Below are 15863 nucleotides of genomic sequence, written 5' to 3' on the forward strand. Positions count from 1 at the left end.
CAGTCAGCCCGCGAGCGCAGCTTTTGCCGTCTCCACGACATGCTCGACGGTGAAGCCGAAATACTTGAAGAGCTCGCCGGCGGGCGCGGATTCGCCGAATGAATCGATGCCCACCACGCCGCCCTCGAGACCCACGTACTTACGCCAGAAATCGGTCACGCCGGCTTCGATCGCCACACGCACGACGCCCTTCGGCAACACGCGGTCGCGATATTCCCGGTCCTGCAAATCGAACACGTTCGTGCAAGGCATGGAAACGATACGCGCGCCAATGCCTTCCTGCGCCAGTTTCTCGCCGGCTTTGAGCGCCAGTTCGACTTCCGAACCCGTTGCGATCAGGATGATCTTGCGTGCCGGAATGTCGTCGTTCCAGTCGCGCAGCACGTAGCCACCCTTCGAAATGTTCGCGATCTGCACGTCGTTACGCGGCGAGAACAGCAGGTTCTGACGCGTGAAAATCAGCGCCGACGGCCCTTTGTGCTCGATGGCGAACGTCCATGCCACGGCGGTTTCGACGGTATCCGCCGGACGCCACACCTGTAAGTGCGGAATCAGCCGCAAGCTCGACGTTTGTTCCACCGACTGGTGCGTCGGGCCGTCTTCGCCGAGGCCGATCGAATCGTGCGTGAACACGAAGATGGACGGCGCCTTCATCAGCGCAGCCACGCGCAGTGCGTTGCGGCTGTAGTCCGAGAACGTCAGGAACGTGCCGCCGAACGGCCGATAACCGCCATGCAGCACGATGCCGTTGATGGCTGCGCTCATGCCGAATTCGCGCACGCCGTAGTTGATGTGGTTGCCCCACTGGATCTGGTTCGCGCCTTCACCCGCACGCACCGGCTTCGATGCCTTCCAGTTCGTCAAATTCGAGCCTGTCAAGTCGGCGGAACCGCCGAGCAGTTCAGGCAACGCGGCGGCGAGGCCGTCGAGCGTCTGCTGCGACGCCTTGCGCGTGGCAATGGTTTCGCCCTTCTGATTCGCCGCTTCGATAATGTCCTTCGCGTCCTGCGCCCACTTGGCCGGCAATTCGCCGTTCATCCGGCGCACGAATTCGGCGGCTTCAGCCGAATGCTTCGCACGGTAGGCGTCGAATTGCTTGTTCCACTCCGATTCCGCGCGCGCGCCCGCTTCCTTCGCGTCCCACGCTCCGTAGACTTCCTGCGGAATCACGAACGGCTCCCAGGTCCAGCCCATGCCGGCGCGGGCGTCAGCGATTTCCTTGGCGCCGAGCGGCGCGCCGTGCGAATCGTGGCTGCCTTGCTTCGTCGGCGCACCCTTGCCGATAGTCGTACGGCAGCAGATCAGCGTGGGTTTATCCGAGTTCTTGGCTTGTGCAATTGCCGCGTCCACAGCATCCACGTTGTGGCCGTCCACCGCGCGAATCACGTTCCAGCCGTACGCTTCGAAGCGCTTCGGGGTGTCGTCGTGGAACCAGTGCTCCACATGGCCGTCGATGGAGATACCGTTGTCGTCGTAGAGCGCGATCAGCTTGTTCAGCTTGAGCGTGCCGGCGAACGAACAGGCTTCGTGCGAGATGCCTTCCATCATGCAGCCGTCGCCGAGGAACACGTACGTATGGTGGTCGACGATCTTCGCGCCTTCCTTATTGAACTCCGCCGCCAGCAGCGCTTCGGCGAGCGCCATGCCGACTGCGTTCGCGAGACCTTGGCCGAGCGGACCGGTAGTCGTTTCCACGCCCGGCGTCATGCCGTATTCCGGATGTCCCGGCGTCTTCGAATGCAGTTGGCGGAAGTTCTTCAGTTCGTTGATCGGCAGGTCATAGCCGGTCAGGTGCAGCAGCGAATACAGCAGCATGGAACCATGACCGTTCGACAGCACAAAACGATCGCGGTCGGCCCAGTGCGGATTGCTCGGATTGTGCTTCAGGTGACGCGACCAGAGCGCGACACCGATTTCCGCCATGCCCATTGGCATGCCCGGATGGCCGGAGTTGGCTTGTTGAACGGCGTCCATTGCCAGCGCACGGATTGCGTTGGCCATCAGGGTGGTCTGGCTGGAAGTCGGGGTTGTCATGTCGAGTCCGGTAGGTCCTGAAAAGATCCTGGGATGATTCTGGGCGACGCACCGGGGCGAACGATGAAACCACGTTTTCAGCACCCGGAGCGACGAGAAACGAAGAGGATCGGAAGGCGATTATTCTAACAGACGACTTTGGAGCACTGGCGCGCCCCGCGGCGGGGAACCGGGCAGCGATAAGCGGTGCCCGGGAGGATCGCCCAGCGGCAAGGAGAAATCGTAACGAACCCTTTGTGCGGGCACGCTCCCTGCACGGATACATCCGCTTGCGCGACCTGACGCCGCGGCCAAAAAGCCGGCTGCCCCTTATGCCAAAGGGCGCCATGGCACAATGCATCCATCAGCCGAGCTCGAGGAGAAGCCCTTATGACCGACCCCCGCCCCGCCGATGTGCCGTGGCTCACCCCGTACCTGACTGTTCGTGATGCCCGTGTCAGCACCGGCTTCTACGAACAGGCGTTAGGTTTTGCGGTGCGTGACAGCGTCAACGACGACGGCGCCGTGATCCATGTGGAAATGACCTATCGCGGACAGTTGATCCTGATGTTTGCGCCGGAAGGCGCATACGGCTCGCACGCGAAGACACCGAAAAGCACAGGTCTGATGGCGCCGCAGTCGTTCTATCTTTATGTCGACGATGTAGACGCCGCGTTCGCGCGCGCGGTCGCGGTTGGCGCGAAGCCGCTGATCGAACCGCAAGACCAGTACTGGGGCGATCGATTTGCGCAGTTCGAAGACCCGGATGGGTATCGCTGGGCAATCGCCCGGCATTTGAACTAGTTGCGTTTCACATCGATTAAACACCGATCCACTTCCCTGCCCGCGCGCCTCAGGTGTCCGGGCGAGTTACCTCATGCCACGCTTCTTCGTTTCCGGTCCGCTCGTCGCGGGCGAAATCATGCCCTTGCCGGACGAGGTCGTCCGCCATGTCCACGTCCTGCGCCTGCAAACCGACGATGCCGTCCATCTCTTCAATGGCTCGGGCGGTGAATATCGCGGGCGTCTGGTCGAGATCGGCAAGCGCACTGCAACCGTACAACTCGATGAATTCATCGATCGTGAAGCAGAGTCGCCGTATCGGATCACGCTCGCGCAAGGCGTGGCGGGCGGCGACAAGATGGATTGGCTGATCGAGAAGGCGGTGGAACTGGGCGTATCGTCCGTGGTTTCGCTCACTGCCGAGCGCGGCGTGGTGCGGCTGTCGGGAGACCGCGCGTCGCGTCGGCAAGTGCATTGGCAGGCGCTGGTGCGGGCTGCGTGCGAGCAGTGCGGAAGAAATCGGGTGCCGGACGTAGCGGCGCCTCAGGATCTGGAGAAATGGCTGGGTAGCTTGCCGCCCACCCGGGACGGCGAGTTGCGGCTGTTGCTGTCGCCGCGGGCGCAGCTTGGTTTCGCGTCCCTGCCGGCGAGCGCGCCCGCTGCGCCCGTGACGGTCGCGATTGGCCCGGAAGCCGGATTTTCGCCGGCAGAGGAAGCATCAATAGTCGATGCCGGATTTGCCACGCTCGGCCTGGGACCGCGCGTTTTGCGCACCGAAACGGCCGGCATCGCGGTCCTGGCGGCGCTCGCGGCACGCTGGGGCGGGTGGTGATCCAGCTGCAACAACCACACCGCGGATCAAACGCAAAAAAAGCCGGTCAGCGCCTGTGTTCAACAGACGACGACCGGCTTTATTTAGCTCTTTGCGCCGAAAAAACGAAGCGCCTGGTGCGTAGAACTATCTACTACGTCCGAACGCAGGCGTTAGGCGAACGAGTAAAACACCCTGAACGCCACACGCCGTTCCGCCCAGAATTCCGCCGCTTCGCGAAACACGTCGAGCAAGGTCTCGCGCCCTTCCTTGTCAAATTTCTGAGCAACGGGCAGCGCTTCCAGCACGATCACGAAACCCGGCTGCGAACCGGCTTTATGCACGAGGTCGGTGAGACTGTCGTACAGCGCGTCGTAGTTCTTTCCAAAGTGCTTGGGAAACAAAAACGATGTCGCAATGGTTTCGAGCACTTCCTGCTTGCTCTGGGCCTGGCCGCAATACGCGTAGAGAAAATGCTGGCCCAGCTTGCTCGCTTCGTCGGCGAGATCCTGAACCCTGAAAGCGCGGATCGACTGCACGATATTCGATCGTACCGTCTTGAAAAGACTCATAGACCCCTCGTTCAATGATGACAGTGCCGCGCTCTGTTCGTCGTCGGGTCGATTTTCGTCTGTCGTGCGGAGTCGCAAAACTCGCTGGAACATGTTGCCATCGCCGGCGAAAAGATCACCCGCGACACCGTTGTCGTGCGCGTAGATGTTGTCGCTCATGCCGTTCATCCCGAAGTTAATCCCGCAATGCGTTTAAAACTCACGTAATGGTCGTCGCTGTAGAAGCAGTTGTCGATCTGCCGACGGGGCCCGCCACATACAATCCGGCGTGCGCCGCGATCGCGGGCGCGCGGCGTAGGAACGGTGTATTCGTGGTAAAAACCGCGCGGGTGCGGCGGCAGCAAACGCTCGCGATTGCCAAACACGATGCCGTCTTTCTCAAACGGGAAGGGCCCGCCAGCCTCGATCCGCCGCAGCGTCACAATGGCCTGTTTCGGCAATTGCGATGCGTCGACGGTGGTCTGCGACGGCCCCGTTCCTGCTGATGCGGTATCACGCCAGCTCTCTGCGCGCGGATCGCTTTGCAGCTTGTCCTGGTCTTGCAACGCGTGCGACGGCTCGGCCTGCGACGCTACTGCCGAGGTGTTCGCAGCCGGGCTCTGGGAATCCGGCCCGCTTTTCCCGCAGCCGCTGAACACCAGGGAAAGCGCCACGATGAATCCACAAAACCATGCGCGCTTCACAAAACCTGTCCCCGCTTTGAACCCAAAAATATGACGACCATGAAAGACGTAAGGGTATCGCTAATGGCACTCGGAATCAATGTTGGTTCGGAAGATGCCCGTTTTTCAGGCGCTTCTTGCGGCTGATCGGACCATTGCATGCGGTCTGCCGGCGCTTTTTGGTCGACAGTTTTAAAAATCGGGTCAGATCATATTTAGGATAAAACTGAGGTATTTTTATCTTGATTAGGGGAATAATGAGTTCATGCATGGTTTGGGGAGTGGACCCAGTGTCGCCTCTCTCGCAAAGCTCCCACGGTGTAAAAACCGGCACCATCGCTGTTTGGAGGAAAAAGCAAATCCCCTTGCGCGCCTCGTTGCGTGCCGGATCATCCGGCACGCTTTTTTTCGTTTAGGACGCGCGGGAGTATCAGGAATCCGGCGGCTAAGCGCTGCATCTTTGCCACGCAAACGTCGCCGAAATGAAAAAGAGGGATGGCGACCACCGTCGCAATCCCTCTTCTTGAACTTCTACTCAAACTTCAGCGAGCACCCGCCAGTCCTGCGCGGGCTCGAAAACTTATCGCGCGACAGCCGTTGCGTCCGCCACCAGCAACGCCGTCATGTTGACGATCCGGCGCACCGTAGCCGAGGCCGTCAGCACATGCACCGGTTGAGCCGCGCCCAGCAGAATCGGGCCAATGGCAATGTTGTTACCGGCCGCCGTCTTCAGCAGGTTGTACGAAATATTCGCGGCATCGATATTCGGCAGTACGAGCAAATTCGCATCGCCAACCAGTGTCGATTCCGGCAGGATCTCGCGACGCAGATTGGCATCCAGCGCCACGTCACCATGCATTTCGCCGTCCACGTCCAGATCCGGCGCGCGTTCGCGGAGCAGCGCCAGCGTGTCGCGCATCTTGACGGCCGTCGGCGCGTTGCTCGTGCCGAAGTTCGAATGTGAAAGCAGCGCGATCTTCGGCACGATGCCAAAGCGGCGCACTTCTTCCGCGGCCATGATCGTGATTTCGCAGAGCTGTTCGGGCGTCGGGTCCACATTCACGTGGGTGTCGACAATGAAGATCTGCCGGCCCGGCAGCACCAGCGCATTCATTGCGGCATAAACGCTGCAACCTTCCTTCTTGCCGATCACCTGATCGACGAAATGCAGGTGCCGGTGCGTCGTGCTGATCGTGCCGCAGATCATGCCGTCCGCTTCGCCTTTCTTCACCAGCATGGAACCGATCAACGTTGTGCGGCGGCGCATTTCCAGCTTCGCCATCTGCTCGCTGATGCCCTTGCGAGCCATCATCTTGTGATACGTCTGCCAGAAGTCGCGATACCGCTCGTCGTGATCGGTATCTACAACGGTGAAGTCCACGCCTGCCGTCAACCGCAAACCGTACTTCGTGATGCGCTGCGCGATCACGGCCGGGCGTCCGATCAGGATCGGCTTGGCGATCTTCTCGTCCACCGCGATCTGCACGGCGCGCAGCACGCGCTCTTCTTCACCCTCGGCGAACACAATGCGTTTCTTGTCCGGCTCGACACTGCGTGCGAGCTGGAACACGGGCTTCATGGTCGTGCCGCTGTGATACACGAACTGCTGCAGATGCTGTTCGTAAGCATCCATGTCTTCGATAGGACGCGTTGCCACGCCTGAATCCATCGCGGCCTTGGCGACAGCCGGTGCGATCTTCACGATCAAACGCGGGTCGAAGGGCTTCGGAATCAGGTACTCGGGACCGAACGACAAATCCTGGATGCCGTAAGCCGTCGCGACGATATCGCTTTGTTCCTGCCGCGCCAGATCCGCGATCGCGTTCACCGCGGCAATTTCCATCTCGCGCGTGATCGTGCTCGCGCCCGCATCCAGCGCACCGCGGAAGATGAACGGGAAACACAGCACGTTGTTGACCTGATTCGGGTAGTCCGTGCGGCCGGTGGCAAGCACCGCATCCGGGCGCACTTCCAGCGCGAGTTCCGGCAGAATTTCGGGCGTCGGGTTGGCGAGCGCGAGAATCAGCGGCTTTTGCGCCATGCCCTTGACCATTTCCTGCTTCAACACGCCGCCAGCGGACAGACCGAGAAACACGTCTGCACCTTCCATCACGTCAGCCAGCGTACGCGCCGAGGTCTCGCGTGCAAAACGCTCCTTGTCCGGATCCATCAATTCCACGCGGCCCTTGTAGACCACGCCGGCCAGATCCGTCACGAAGATGTTCTCGAGCTTCATGCCGAGTTCGACCAGCAGGTCCAGACAGGCCAGCGCAGCCGCGCCCGCGCCCGAGGCGACCAGCTTCACCTCTTCAATCTTCTTGCCGACCACCACCAGGCCGTTGGTAATAGCGGCCGCGACCACGATCGCCGTGCCGTGCTGGTCGTCATGGAACACCGGGATCTTCATGCGCTTGCGGCATTCCCGTTCCACGATGAAGCAATCCGGCGCCTTGATGTCTTCCAGGTTGATGCCGCCGAACGTGGGTTCGAGCGCGCAGATCACGTCGACGAGTTTGTGCGGGTCCATCTCGTTCAACTCGATGTCGAACACGTCGATACCGGCGAACTTCTTGAACAACACCGCCTTGCCTTCCATGACAGGCTTCGACGCGAGCGGCCCGATATTACCGAGCCCGAGCACCGCCGTGCCGTTCGTCACGACGCCGACCAGGTTGCTGCGCGCGGTGAAACGCGCGGCGTTCAGCGGATTGGCGACGATTTCCTCGCACGCGAAAGCCACGCCCGGTGAATACGCCAGCGCGAGATCGCGCTGGTTGATCATCTGCTTGGTCGGGGCAATCGCGATTTTGCCGGGGGTGGGAAACTCGTGGTAATCGAGCGCGGCTTCGCGGAGTTTGGCTTTGGCGCTATCGGCAGGAGTGGTCATGAGGCGTCGGGCTAAGGGCAAGATTAGAATAGAAGTTCGAACGCATTGTAGCGCCATTCAACGAGCACTCCGGATGGCAATACCGGCAATTCGCGGCTCATAGCCCATTCGGACAAGGCTTGGAAAAGCAGCGTAAACCGCATGCCGGCAGCCGCTTCACGTCGCAAAATTCCTTTATTGAGATGAAACGCGCGTCAACAGGCGCGCATCGTCCCCAACTCTCCCTCGACATTGCCGGACCGCCGATGCTCTCAGAGTTTTCCCTGATCGAACGATATTTTTCCCAGCCCGCCGCCGCGTTTCCGGCAACGGAGCATGGACCGAAGGCGACGCTCGGTATCGGCGACGATTGCGCGCTGCTCGCTCCGAAGCGCGGCGAGCACCTGGCGATTTCCACCGACATGCTGGTGTCGGGCCGCCATTTTTTCCCCGATGTCTCACCGTGGGCGCTCGGTTACAAGGCGCTGGCCGTGAACCTGTCGGACCTCGCCGCGATGGGTGCGAAACCGCGCGCGTTCACCCTCGCGCTGTCGATGCCGAAAGCCGATGAAAGCTGGCTCGAAGACTTCAGCGAAGGCCTTTTCCATATCGCGAAGCAACACGGCTGCGAGCTGATCGGCGGCGATACGACCGGTGGACCGCACGTGAGCATCAGCATCACCGTGTTCGGCGACGTCCCGGCGGCTCGTGCACTGCGACGCGATGCCGCGCGTCCCGGCGACGACATCTGGGTATCCGGCGTGCTCGGCGGTGCGCGCGCCGGGCTGGGCATCCGTCGCGGCGAATGGTCGATGAACAACCCCGCCGACGAAGCCATCGCAATCAAGGCGCTCGAGCAGCCGGAACCGCGCGTCGCGCTCGGCATCGCGTTGCGGGGGATCGCGCATGCCGCGCTCGATCTGTCGGACGGTCTCGCGGGTGACTTGCTCCATATATTGAAACGCTCGAAGGTCCGCGCGACGGTGAATATCGATCAGGTGCCGCGCTCCGGCGTAATCGCCGCCCTGCCCTTGGCCGCGCAGGTGCGCAGCATCCTGGCCGGCGGGGACGACTACGAACTCTGCTTCACCGCGCCCGCGAGCGCCCGCGCCAAAATCGACCGGATCGGGAAGGCTCAGAAAGTTTTGCTGACGCGCATCGGTACAATCGAGGGTCTGGCCGCTTCATTGGCTCCCGCGTCATTGGCTCCGCCTGGCACGCTCAACGACCTGCCGGCCATCGACTGGCGCGACAACACCGGTCCGGTTTCTTTCCTCGAGACGGGCTTCGACCACTTTCATGCAGACTGATCCGACCATCGACACACTCGACGACACACCGCCACCCAAGCCCCCGCGCCGGACGAGCGCGCGCTTCATGCTGTCGCACCCGCTGCATATCCTGTCGCTGGGCTTCGGCAGCGGCTTGTCGCCGATCGCGCCGGGCACCGTCGGCACCTTGTTCGCGTGGGTATCGTTCGTGGTGTTCAACCCGCACCTGACGGTCGCCGAATGGGCCGTGCTGATCACCGTCGGCTTCGTGACCGGCTGCTGGTTCTGCGGTTTCACGGCGAAGAAAATGGGCATTGCCGATCCGTCGCCGGTAGTGTGGGACGAGATCATTGCCTTCTGGCTGGTGTTGCTGTTCGTCACGCCGGCCACGTTCACCGGGCAGTTATGGGCGTTCATCGTGTTCCGTTTCTTCGACATGGTGAAACCCCCGCCCATCCGTTATTTCGACCGCCAGTTGAAGGGCGGTTTCGGCATCATGTTCGACGATATCGCCGCTGCGTTCTTCACGTTGCTCGTGATCGCGCTGTGGCGCATGACGATCTGATGCCCCGGCTAGTCCAGTCTCACATCTTCGAGCGCCCCCAACCGAGTCTCCGCCATGGCCACCGATAAAGTCGTCCACCAGCTCGCTATCCGTGCCGGCAACAAACTGCGCGACGAGCGGCTGATGCTCGCGACCGCAGAGTCCTGCACCGGCGGTCTGGTCGCCGCCGCCATGACCGATATTTCCGGCAGCAGCGCGTGGTTCGAGCGCGGTTTCGTCACCTATTCGAATCTGGCGAAGACCGAGATGATCGGCGTGCCGGCCGACATGATCGAGCGCCATGGCGCGGTGAGTGAACCCGTTGCCAAGGCAATGGCCGAAGGCGCGTTGAGAAATAGCCGGGCACAGGTATCGCTGTCTATTACTGGCGTGGCCGGACCCGGCGGCGGCACGGAAACCAAGCCCGTCGGCATGGTGTCGTTTGCATGGAGCAACCGCTTGCACACGGCGGTCGAAACTCAGCAATTCAAGGGCGATCGCGAGCAGATTCGTATCCAGGCGGCCGCGCATGCGTTACGCGGTTTGCTGGAACTACTGGAACGAAGGGAACGGTGAGTAGACGGTGATCAAGCGGATGGCGGCAACACAGGCTGAGACGGGAACGGCCATGCACGGACGGGTTTGCTGATGCCGGCGTTTGCGTACGACACGGCTCAAATCATTAAATGGCTCGGCTCGCATACCGTGGCCAAGGCGCGTACATATGTGGACGAAGTGACGCGTCTGCACTGGGACGAAGACGTACTGCGCGCCAATGTTCAAGGGACGCAACGCCAGCCCTATACCGTCGAGGTAATGTTTCACGACCACCACGGCTCGCTGTCCGCGCAAGGCCATTGTTCGTGCCCGGTCGGATTCGGCTGCAAGCACGCCGCCGCCGTGTTGCTCGCGAGCGCCTCGGACAGACCGCGAGAGTCCGAAGCCGTGCGTCCCGAGGTGGCGGGCTGGCTTGAAGGATTCCGCTCGCGCTTTGCATCCACTCGCAACGCCTCCGCAAAAAAGCCCGGTGAGGCGAATGGCGCGCTCGGGCTTGTTTATGTTTTGGGCGCGTCGCGCGTCATGCGCACCGCCGAGGTCGCGTTGCATAAAGTACGGCTCAGTCCGGACGGTTCGTTCCAGACGCTCGACCGGCCGTGGACCAATCTGGACGCCGCGCTCGTCAAGCAGCCAAAGTTTGTCAGCGACGAAGACATGACGATCGTGCGAGCGCTCGTGATTGGACGCACCCGCAACGATTTCGGCGGTTTTGGGCTGCACGGCGAAGAAGGCGCGGACCTGCTGCACCGAATGATGGCAACGGGTCGGCTCTTCAGCGCCATGCACACCTCCCAGGACATCGCGGAGCCCCGCCGGCCACTACGCGAAGGCGCGACGCGGCCGGGACGTATCGAGTGGACGCCGGATCTGGACGACCGCGTGCGGCCCGTGCTGCAAACCGAGCCCGCAGCCACGTTGATCATTCCCACCGAACCGCTCTGGTTCGCCGATGCGGAAACGCGTGAAGCGGGCGTCGTGGATATGCCGCAACCCGCGCGGCAACTGGCCGACTATTTGTCGATGCCGCCTATCTCGCTTGCTGAAGCACCGCTTGTCAGCGCGATGCTGCGCGAAGTTGCGTCCGACTTGCCCCCGCCGCCGGAGCAGGAAACGCTGAATCTGCATGTCGTCGATACCGAGCCGGTGCCAGTGCTCGTCCTCGATACACGGCCCGTCAACGGCAGTTGGCGGCCACGCGACGAGCGCACGGCCGCCAACGTGCTCGATTTCGCCCTGGTGAGTTTCGATTACGACGGCTTCAGCATCGACCCCGCGCGCGCTACCACGGTCATGCGCGCTGCGTCCGGCGAAATGGTTCAGGTGAATCGCCGCCACGACGTGGAAGCACGTTACCTCGCCTCGCTTTACGATCTCGGCTTCCGCCAGATCCCCTCGCATCAGCGCTATGGCCCCAAGCCCATTCCGAACGGCGTGATCGGCTTGCCTGCGCCCGCTGCCTGGGCCTCGTTCACCAACGACGCGTTGCCCGCGTTGCGCGAGGATGGCTGGCGCGTGAGCATGTCGCCGGAATTCCGCTTCGATTTCATCGAGATCGACGACATCCAGGGCACCGCGCGTCAGGCGACTGACGGCTGGTTCGACCTGGAGCTTGGCATTGTCGTAGGCGAGCGGAGCGTTCGGCTCGAACCGCTTCTGGCCGACCTGTTTCAGCGCGACCGGCGCTGGCTGGCGGGTGCCATCGATTCGATACCTGATGACGAGGGCATCGAACTCAAGACCGATCTCGGCGAGCGGCTACGGGTGCGCGCGGCACGGATCAAGCCGGTGGTGCGAGTACTGATCGATCTCTTCGATACCATCGGTTCGCATCCGCTGCGCGTTTCCGAACAGGACGCCGGGCGGCTGGAAGCACTCAGCGACACAGGCCGCTGGCAGTTTCACGGCGATGTTTCCATTCGCGAGCTGGCGCAGCGTTTGCAGGAAGGGCCGGGGCTGCGCGAAGTGCCCGTGCCGCACGGCCTGCACGCGGAGCTTCGCGTATATCAGCGCGAAGGGCTCAACTGGATGCAGTATTTGCGCGAGCGCAATCTGTCGGGTGTTCTCGCCGATGACATGGGCCTTGGCAAGACCGTGCAAGCGCTGGCGCACATTCTGGTCGAAAAGGAGTCGGGACGCCTCGACCGGCCGGCGCTGGTCGTGCTGCCCACCACACTGATTCACAACTGGCGAGAGGAAGCGCGCAAGTTTGCGCCTGCGCTTCGGGTGCTGGATCTGCATGGCCCGCAACGCAAGGAACGTTTCGATCAGATCGGCGAGCACGATCTCGTGTTGACCACGTACCCGCTGCTGTGGCGCGATCAGGCGATGTTGTCGCTGCACGAGTACCACCTGTTGATCCTCGATGAAGCGCAGATTGTGAAGAACGTCGCGACCAAGGCAGCGAAGGGTATTCGCGATTTACGCGCACGGCATCGGTTGTGTCTGACGGGTACGCCGCTGGAAAATCACCTTGGCGAGTTGTGGGCACAGTTCGACTTCCTGCTGCCCGGTTTCCTGGGTTCGCAGAAAGACTTCACGAAACGCTGGCGCACGCCGATTGAAAAATACGACGATCCCGTGCGGCGCGATCTGCTTGTGCGGCGGATTCGGCCGTTCATGTTGCGTCGAAGAAAGGACGAAGTCGCGAAGGAATTGCCGCAGAAAACGACGATCGTGCGGACGGTCGCGCTCGAGGGTGCGCAGCGTGATTTGTACGAGACGGTGCGGATCGCGATGCAGGAAAAAGTGCGCATGGCGGTGGCGGACCAGGGTTTGGCACGCAGCCATATTGTCGTGCTCGAGGCGCTGCTGAAGTTGCGGCAGGTTTGCTGCGATCCTGCGTTGGTAAAGCTGACGCGTGCTGGGCGTGTCGAGGAATCGGCGAAGCTCGATTTATTACTCGATATGTTGCCGGAGCTGCTTGAGGAAGGGCGTCGGGTGCTGCTGTTTTCGCAGTTTACCGGGATGCTGGCGATTATTGCCGCCGCGCTCGATAAAGCCGGGCTTCCGTATGTCACGTTGACTGGAGATACCACTGATCGGGTTACGCCTGTAACGCGTTTCCAGGACGGTGAGGTGCCGCTGTTCCTGATCAGTCTGAAGGCGGGCGGCGTGGGCTTGAATCTGACTGCCGCCGACACCGTGATTCACTACGACCCTTGGTGGAACCCGGCGGCTGAGAATCAGGCGACGGACCGGGCGCATCGGATAGGGCAATTGAAGCCCGTGTTTGTTTATAAGCTGATCGTAGCGGGGAGTATTGAAGAGCGCATTGTCGCGATGCAGGACCGCAAGGCCGCTCTCGCCGATAGTATTTTGCGTGAGGACAAAGCCGGAGCCGCGAAGTTTTCTGCCGAGGATATTGAGGCGTTGCTGGCGCCAATGCCAGTGGTTTGATCGCTGGCGCTTGGGGTTCGGGGTTGGGGTGCTTGCGTTAGTGGTCGGGGTCTATGCCGGGTTGGTGCTTTCGGCCTTAGTGGTCTGCGTGGGTTAGCTAATTTTTTGAGGGTGTCCCCGATTTTTTTATCACTATTAGCCACTTTCGCCGTCGTGTCGGAAAAAGAAATGAAGTGCAGCCACGCACAGTGGCCAATAGTGATAAAGAAAACATCCAACATATAACGACCGCAAGCCTGAGCAGCAGCAACCCGGCATCGACTCCGACCACCCGCCCCCCCAAGTGCGAACGAAAACTCAAACCACTACAGTCTGCGCCTCGCCGGGAAGCGAATCCCTCACCACACCAATAGACCAAAGCTGCTCACCAGCCGCCGACAAAAGCCCCATCGCGGCTTCAGCGTCCGCAGCAGCAACCACAACGACCATCCCGATTCCGCAGTTAAAGACCCGATGCATCTCTGCATCAGCAACACCGCCATGCTTCTGCAGCCACGAGAACAACGGTGGCAACGGCCACGCCTTATGATCCAGTTCGACCGTCAGGCCATCGCGTAGAACCCGCGGAATGTTCTCAACCAGTCCACCGCCGGTGATATGCGCCATGCCCTTCACAGCCATCTGCGACATCAGCGACAACAGCGGCTTCACATAAATATGCGTAGGCGCCATCAACGCATCGGCGAGCGAACGGCCATCGAAATCGGCGTTCAAATCAGGCTGCGCGCGCTCGATAATCTTCCGCACCAGCGAATATCCATTCGAATGGATACCCGAAGAGGCAAGGCCCAAAACGACATCGCCGGGTTGAATGGTCGAGCCATCGATAATCTTGCTCTTCTCAACTGCGCCCACCGCAAAGCCGGCCAGATCGTACTCACCATCGGGATACATGCCCGGCATCTCAGCGGTTTCGCCGCCAATCAACGCGCACCCGGCCAACTCGCATCCCTGCGCGATGCCCTGCACGACGGTCGCAGCCGTATCCACGTCCAGCTTGCCGCAAGCGAAATAATCGAGGAAAAACAGCGGCTCGGCGCCTTGCACGAGAATGTCGTTGACGCTCATGGCGACCAGATCCTGGCCGACCGTGTCGTGCTTGTTCAATTGGAAAGCGAGGCGCAGTTTCGTGCCCACGCCGTCAGTGCCGGATACCAGCACGGGCTCTTTGTATCGCTTAGGCACTTCAAACAGCGCGCCGAATCCACCGATTCCCCCCAACACGCCGTCACGCATGGTTTTTTTGGCAAAGGGCTTGATCCGGTCGACAAGCGCGTCGCCGGCGTCGATGTCCACGCCCGCGTCGCGATAGGACAAACCTTGGGCGTCTGGGGCGGATTTCGGTTGATTCATGGGGGATCGGCGAGAAGGTCGGTAAAATGAGATTTTAACCGATGCCAGCCGCCCGGCCGGATTTCTCGCAGTTCGCGACCCTGACTCCGAAAGAGCGCTCCAAACCCTTTTCGAGACTCGCGCCCATCCGGCCGGAAACTCGACCCTGCGCTCAACGCCTTTCGCCACGGCAAAAACCCGGCATAGGCGCCCTGAGCGCGCCGCTTTTCAAGACACGCCCTGACGGAACCGATTGCCCGTGCAACGCCAACTGACGCTCGATCTCGGCACGCCGCCGCTCGCCACCTTCGATAACTTTTTCGCCGCCGGCAACCATGAACTGGTGACGCGTCTGCGTGAACTCGAAGGTGCGCTCGCAGCCGGCCCCGTGGCCGACCGGACATTCTACGTCTGGGGCGAAGCAGGCAGCGGCCGCAGCCATCTGCTGCAGGCGGTGGTGCACGAAGCGAACGGCCGCGCGCGTTTCCTGAGTCCGCAAGCGCCGCTGGCCGCGTTCACCTTCGACCCCACGGCAAGCATTTACGCCATCGACGACTGCGAGCGGCTGTCCGGTGCGCAGCAAATCGCGCTCTTCAACCTCTTCAACGAGGTGCGCGCGCATCCGGCAAGCGCGCTGGTGGCAACGGGCAATGTGGCGCCGCTGGGTTTATCGGTGAGAGAAGATCTGCGTACGCGCCTCGGCTGGGGACTGGTGTTCCAGCTCACCCCGCTCTCCGACGAAAGCAAGGCCGGCGCGCTGAAACACGCGGCGCGCGAACGCGGCATTGCCCTCGCCGACGACGTCCCTGCCTATCTGCTCACGCATTTTCGCCGCGATATGCCAAGCCTGATGACTTTGCTCGATGAACTCGACCGCTTTTCGCTGGAACAAAAGCGCGCCGTGACGCTGCCGTTATTACGCACGATGCTCGCCGCAAAGGAAGACGATGCACCTCGTCCCCAGCCCGGGCTTTTCTAGCCTCTTTTTAAGCCTCTTTTTAAGCCCATCAACCCGCCGCGAGCAGCCAGCGACCGCTTCCACCCGCTTCAAGTAA

The 15863-nt window shown here is 61.5% G+C and carries 13 protein-coding genes; 7 read left to right on the forward strand and 6 right to left on the reverse strand.

From position 1 onward, the window contains the following. Nucleotides 1-3: 3 nt before the first annotated feature. Complete coding sequence (gene tkt / locus M0D69_RS09390; protein WP_301781749.1) at nucleotides 4-2034, reverse strand: transketolase; 2031 nt, start codon at nucleotides 2032-2034, stop codon at nucleotides 4-6. A 369-nt stretch (nucleotides 2035-2403) separates the two neighbouring features. Between tkt and M0D69_RS09395 the strand changes: the two genes are divergently transcribed. Both M0D69_RS09395 and M0D69_RS09400 read left to right on the forward strand, forming a co-directional pair. Further along, a complete protein-coding gene (locus tag M0D69_RS09395) occupies nucleotides 2404-2817 on the forward strand; it encodes a glyoxalase/bleomycin resistance/extradiol dioxygenase family protein (RefSeq protein ID WP_047895754.1) in 414 nt (137 codons plus the stop codon). 73 nt (nucleotides 2818-2890) lie between these two features. Beyond that, nucleotides 2891-3628 (forward strand): 16S rRNA (uracil(1498)-N(3))-methyltransferase, encoded by a 738-nt coding sequence (locus tag M0D69_RS09400; RefSeq protein ID WP_301781750.1) that lies wholly within the window; start codon nucleotides 2891-2893, stop codon nucleotides 3626-3628. 152 nt (nucleotides 3629-3780) lie between these two features. Here the strand turns inward: M0D69_RS09400 and M0D69_RS09405 are convergent, their stop codons facing one another. From M0D69_RS09405 to M0D69_RS09420, 4 genes are all read right to left on the reverse strand, one after another. Continuing rightward, nucleotides 3781-4338: a barstar family protein gene (locus tag M0D69_RS09405; protein WP_047895752.1), complete on the reverse strand. Its 558-nt coding sequence runs from the start codon at nucleotides 4336-4338 to the stop codon at nucleotides 3781-3783. Between the two features lie 5 nt (nucleotides 4339-4343). Continuing rightward, complete coding sequence (locus M0D69_RS09410; RefSeq protein WP_301781751.1) at nucleotides 4344-4862, reverse strand: ribonuclease; 519 nt, start codon at nucleotides 4860-4862, stop codon at nucleotides 4344-4346. A gap of 76 nt (nucleotides 4863-4938) precedes the next feature. Beyond that, nucleotides 4939-5241, reverse strand: a complete 303-nt coding sequence (locus M0D69_RS09415; protein WP_301781752.1) for a hypothetical protein — start codon at nucleotides 5239-5241, stop codon at nucleotides 4939-4941. Between the two features lie 180 nt (nucleotides 5242-5421). Further along, a complete protein-coding gene (locus M0D69_RS09420; RefSeq protein ID WP_301781753.1) occupies nucleotides 5422-7728 on the reverse strand; it encodes an NADP-dependent malic enzyme in 2307 nt (768 codons plus the stop codon). 245 nt (nucleotides 7729-7973) lie between these two features. Between M0D69_RS09420 and thiL the strand changes: the two genes are divergently transcribed. From thiL to M0D69_RS09440, 4 genes are all read left to right on the forward strand, one after another. Continuing rightward, nucleotides 7974-9017 (forward strand): thiamine-phosphate kinase, encoded by a 1044-nt coding sequence (thiL, locus tag M0D69_RS09425; protein WP_301781780.1) that lies wholly within the window; start codon nucleotides 7974-7976, stop codon nucleotides 9015-9017. Further along, nucleotides 9007-9543 (forward strand): phosphatidylglycerophosphatase A, encoded by a 537-nt coding sequence (locus tag M0D69_RS09430; protein WP_301781754.1) that lies wholly within the window; start codon nucleotides 9007-9009, stop codon nucleotides 9541-9543. Before thiL ends, M0D69_RS09430 begins: the two co-directional genes overlap by 11 nt. Before the next feature lie 54 nt (nucleotides 9544-9597). Next, nucleotides 9598-10098, forward strand: a complete 501-nt coding sequence (locus M0D69_RS09435; protein ID WP_301781755.1) for a CinA family protein — start codon at nucleotides 9598-9600, stop codon at nucleotides 10096-10098. 72 nt (nucleotides 10099-10170) lie between these two features. Next, entirely contained in the window at nucleotides 10171-13476 is a 3306-nt protein-coding gene (locus M0D69_RS09440) for a DEAD/DEAH box helicase (protein WP_301781756.1), read from the forward strand. A gap of 297 nt (nucleotides 13477-13773) precedes the next feature. Here the strand turns inward: M0D69_RS09440 and purM are convergent, their stop codons facing one another. Continuing rightward, nucleotides 13774-14829: a phosphoribosylformylglycinamidine cyclo-ligase gene (gene purM, locus M0D69_RS09445; RefSeq protein ID WP_301781757.1), complete on the reverse strand. Its 1056-nt coding sequence runs from the start codon at nucleotides 14827-14829 to the stop codon at nucleotides 13774-13776. Nucleotides 14830-15061: 232 nt separating this feature from the next. Between purM and hda the strand changes: the two genes are divergently transcribed. Next, nucleotides 15062-15787: a DnaA regulatory inactivator Hda gene (gene hda, locus M0D69_RS09450; protein WP_200908715.1), complete on the forward strand. Its 726-nt coding sequence runs from the start codon at nucleotides 15062-15064 to the stop codon at nucleotides 15785-15787. Nucleotides 15788-15863: the final 76 nt, after the last annotated feature.

The sequence above is a fragment of the Caballeronia sp. SEWSISQ10-4 2 genome (genome assembly GCF_030464885.1).
Taxonomy (GTDB): Bacteria; Pseudomonadota; Gammaproteobacteria; order Burkholderiales; family Burkholderiaceae; genus Caballeronia.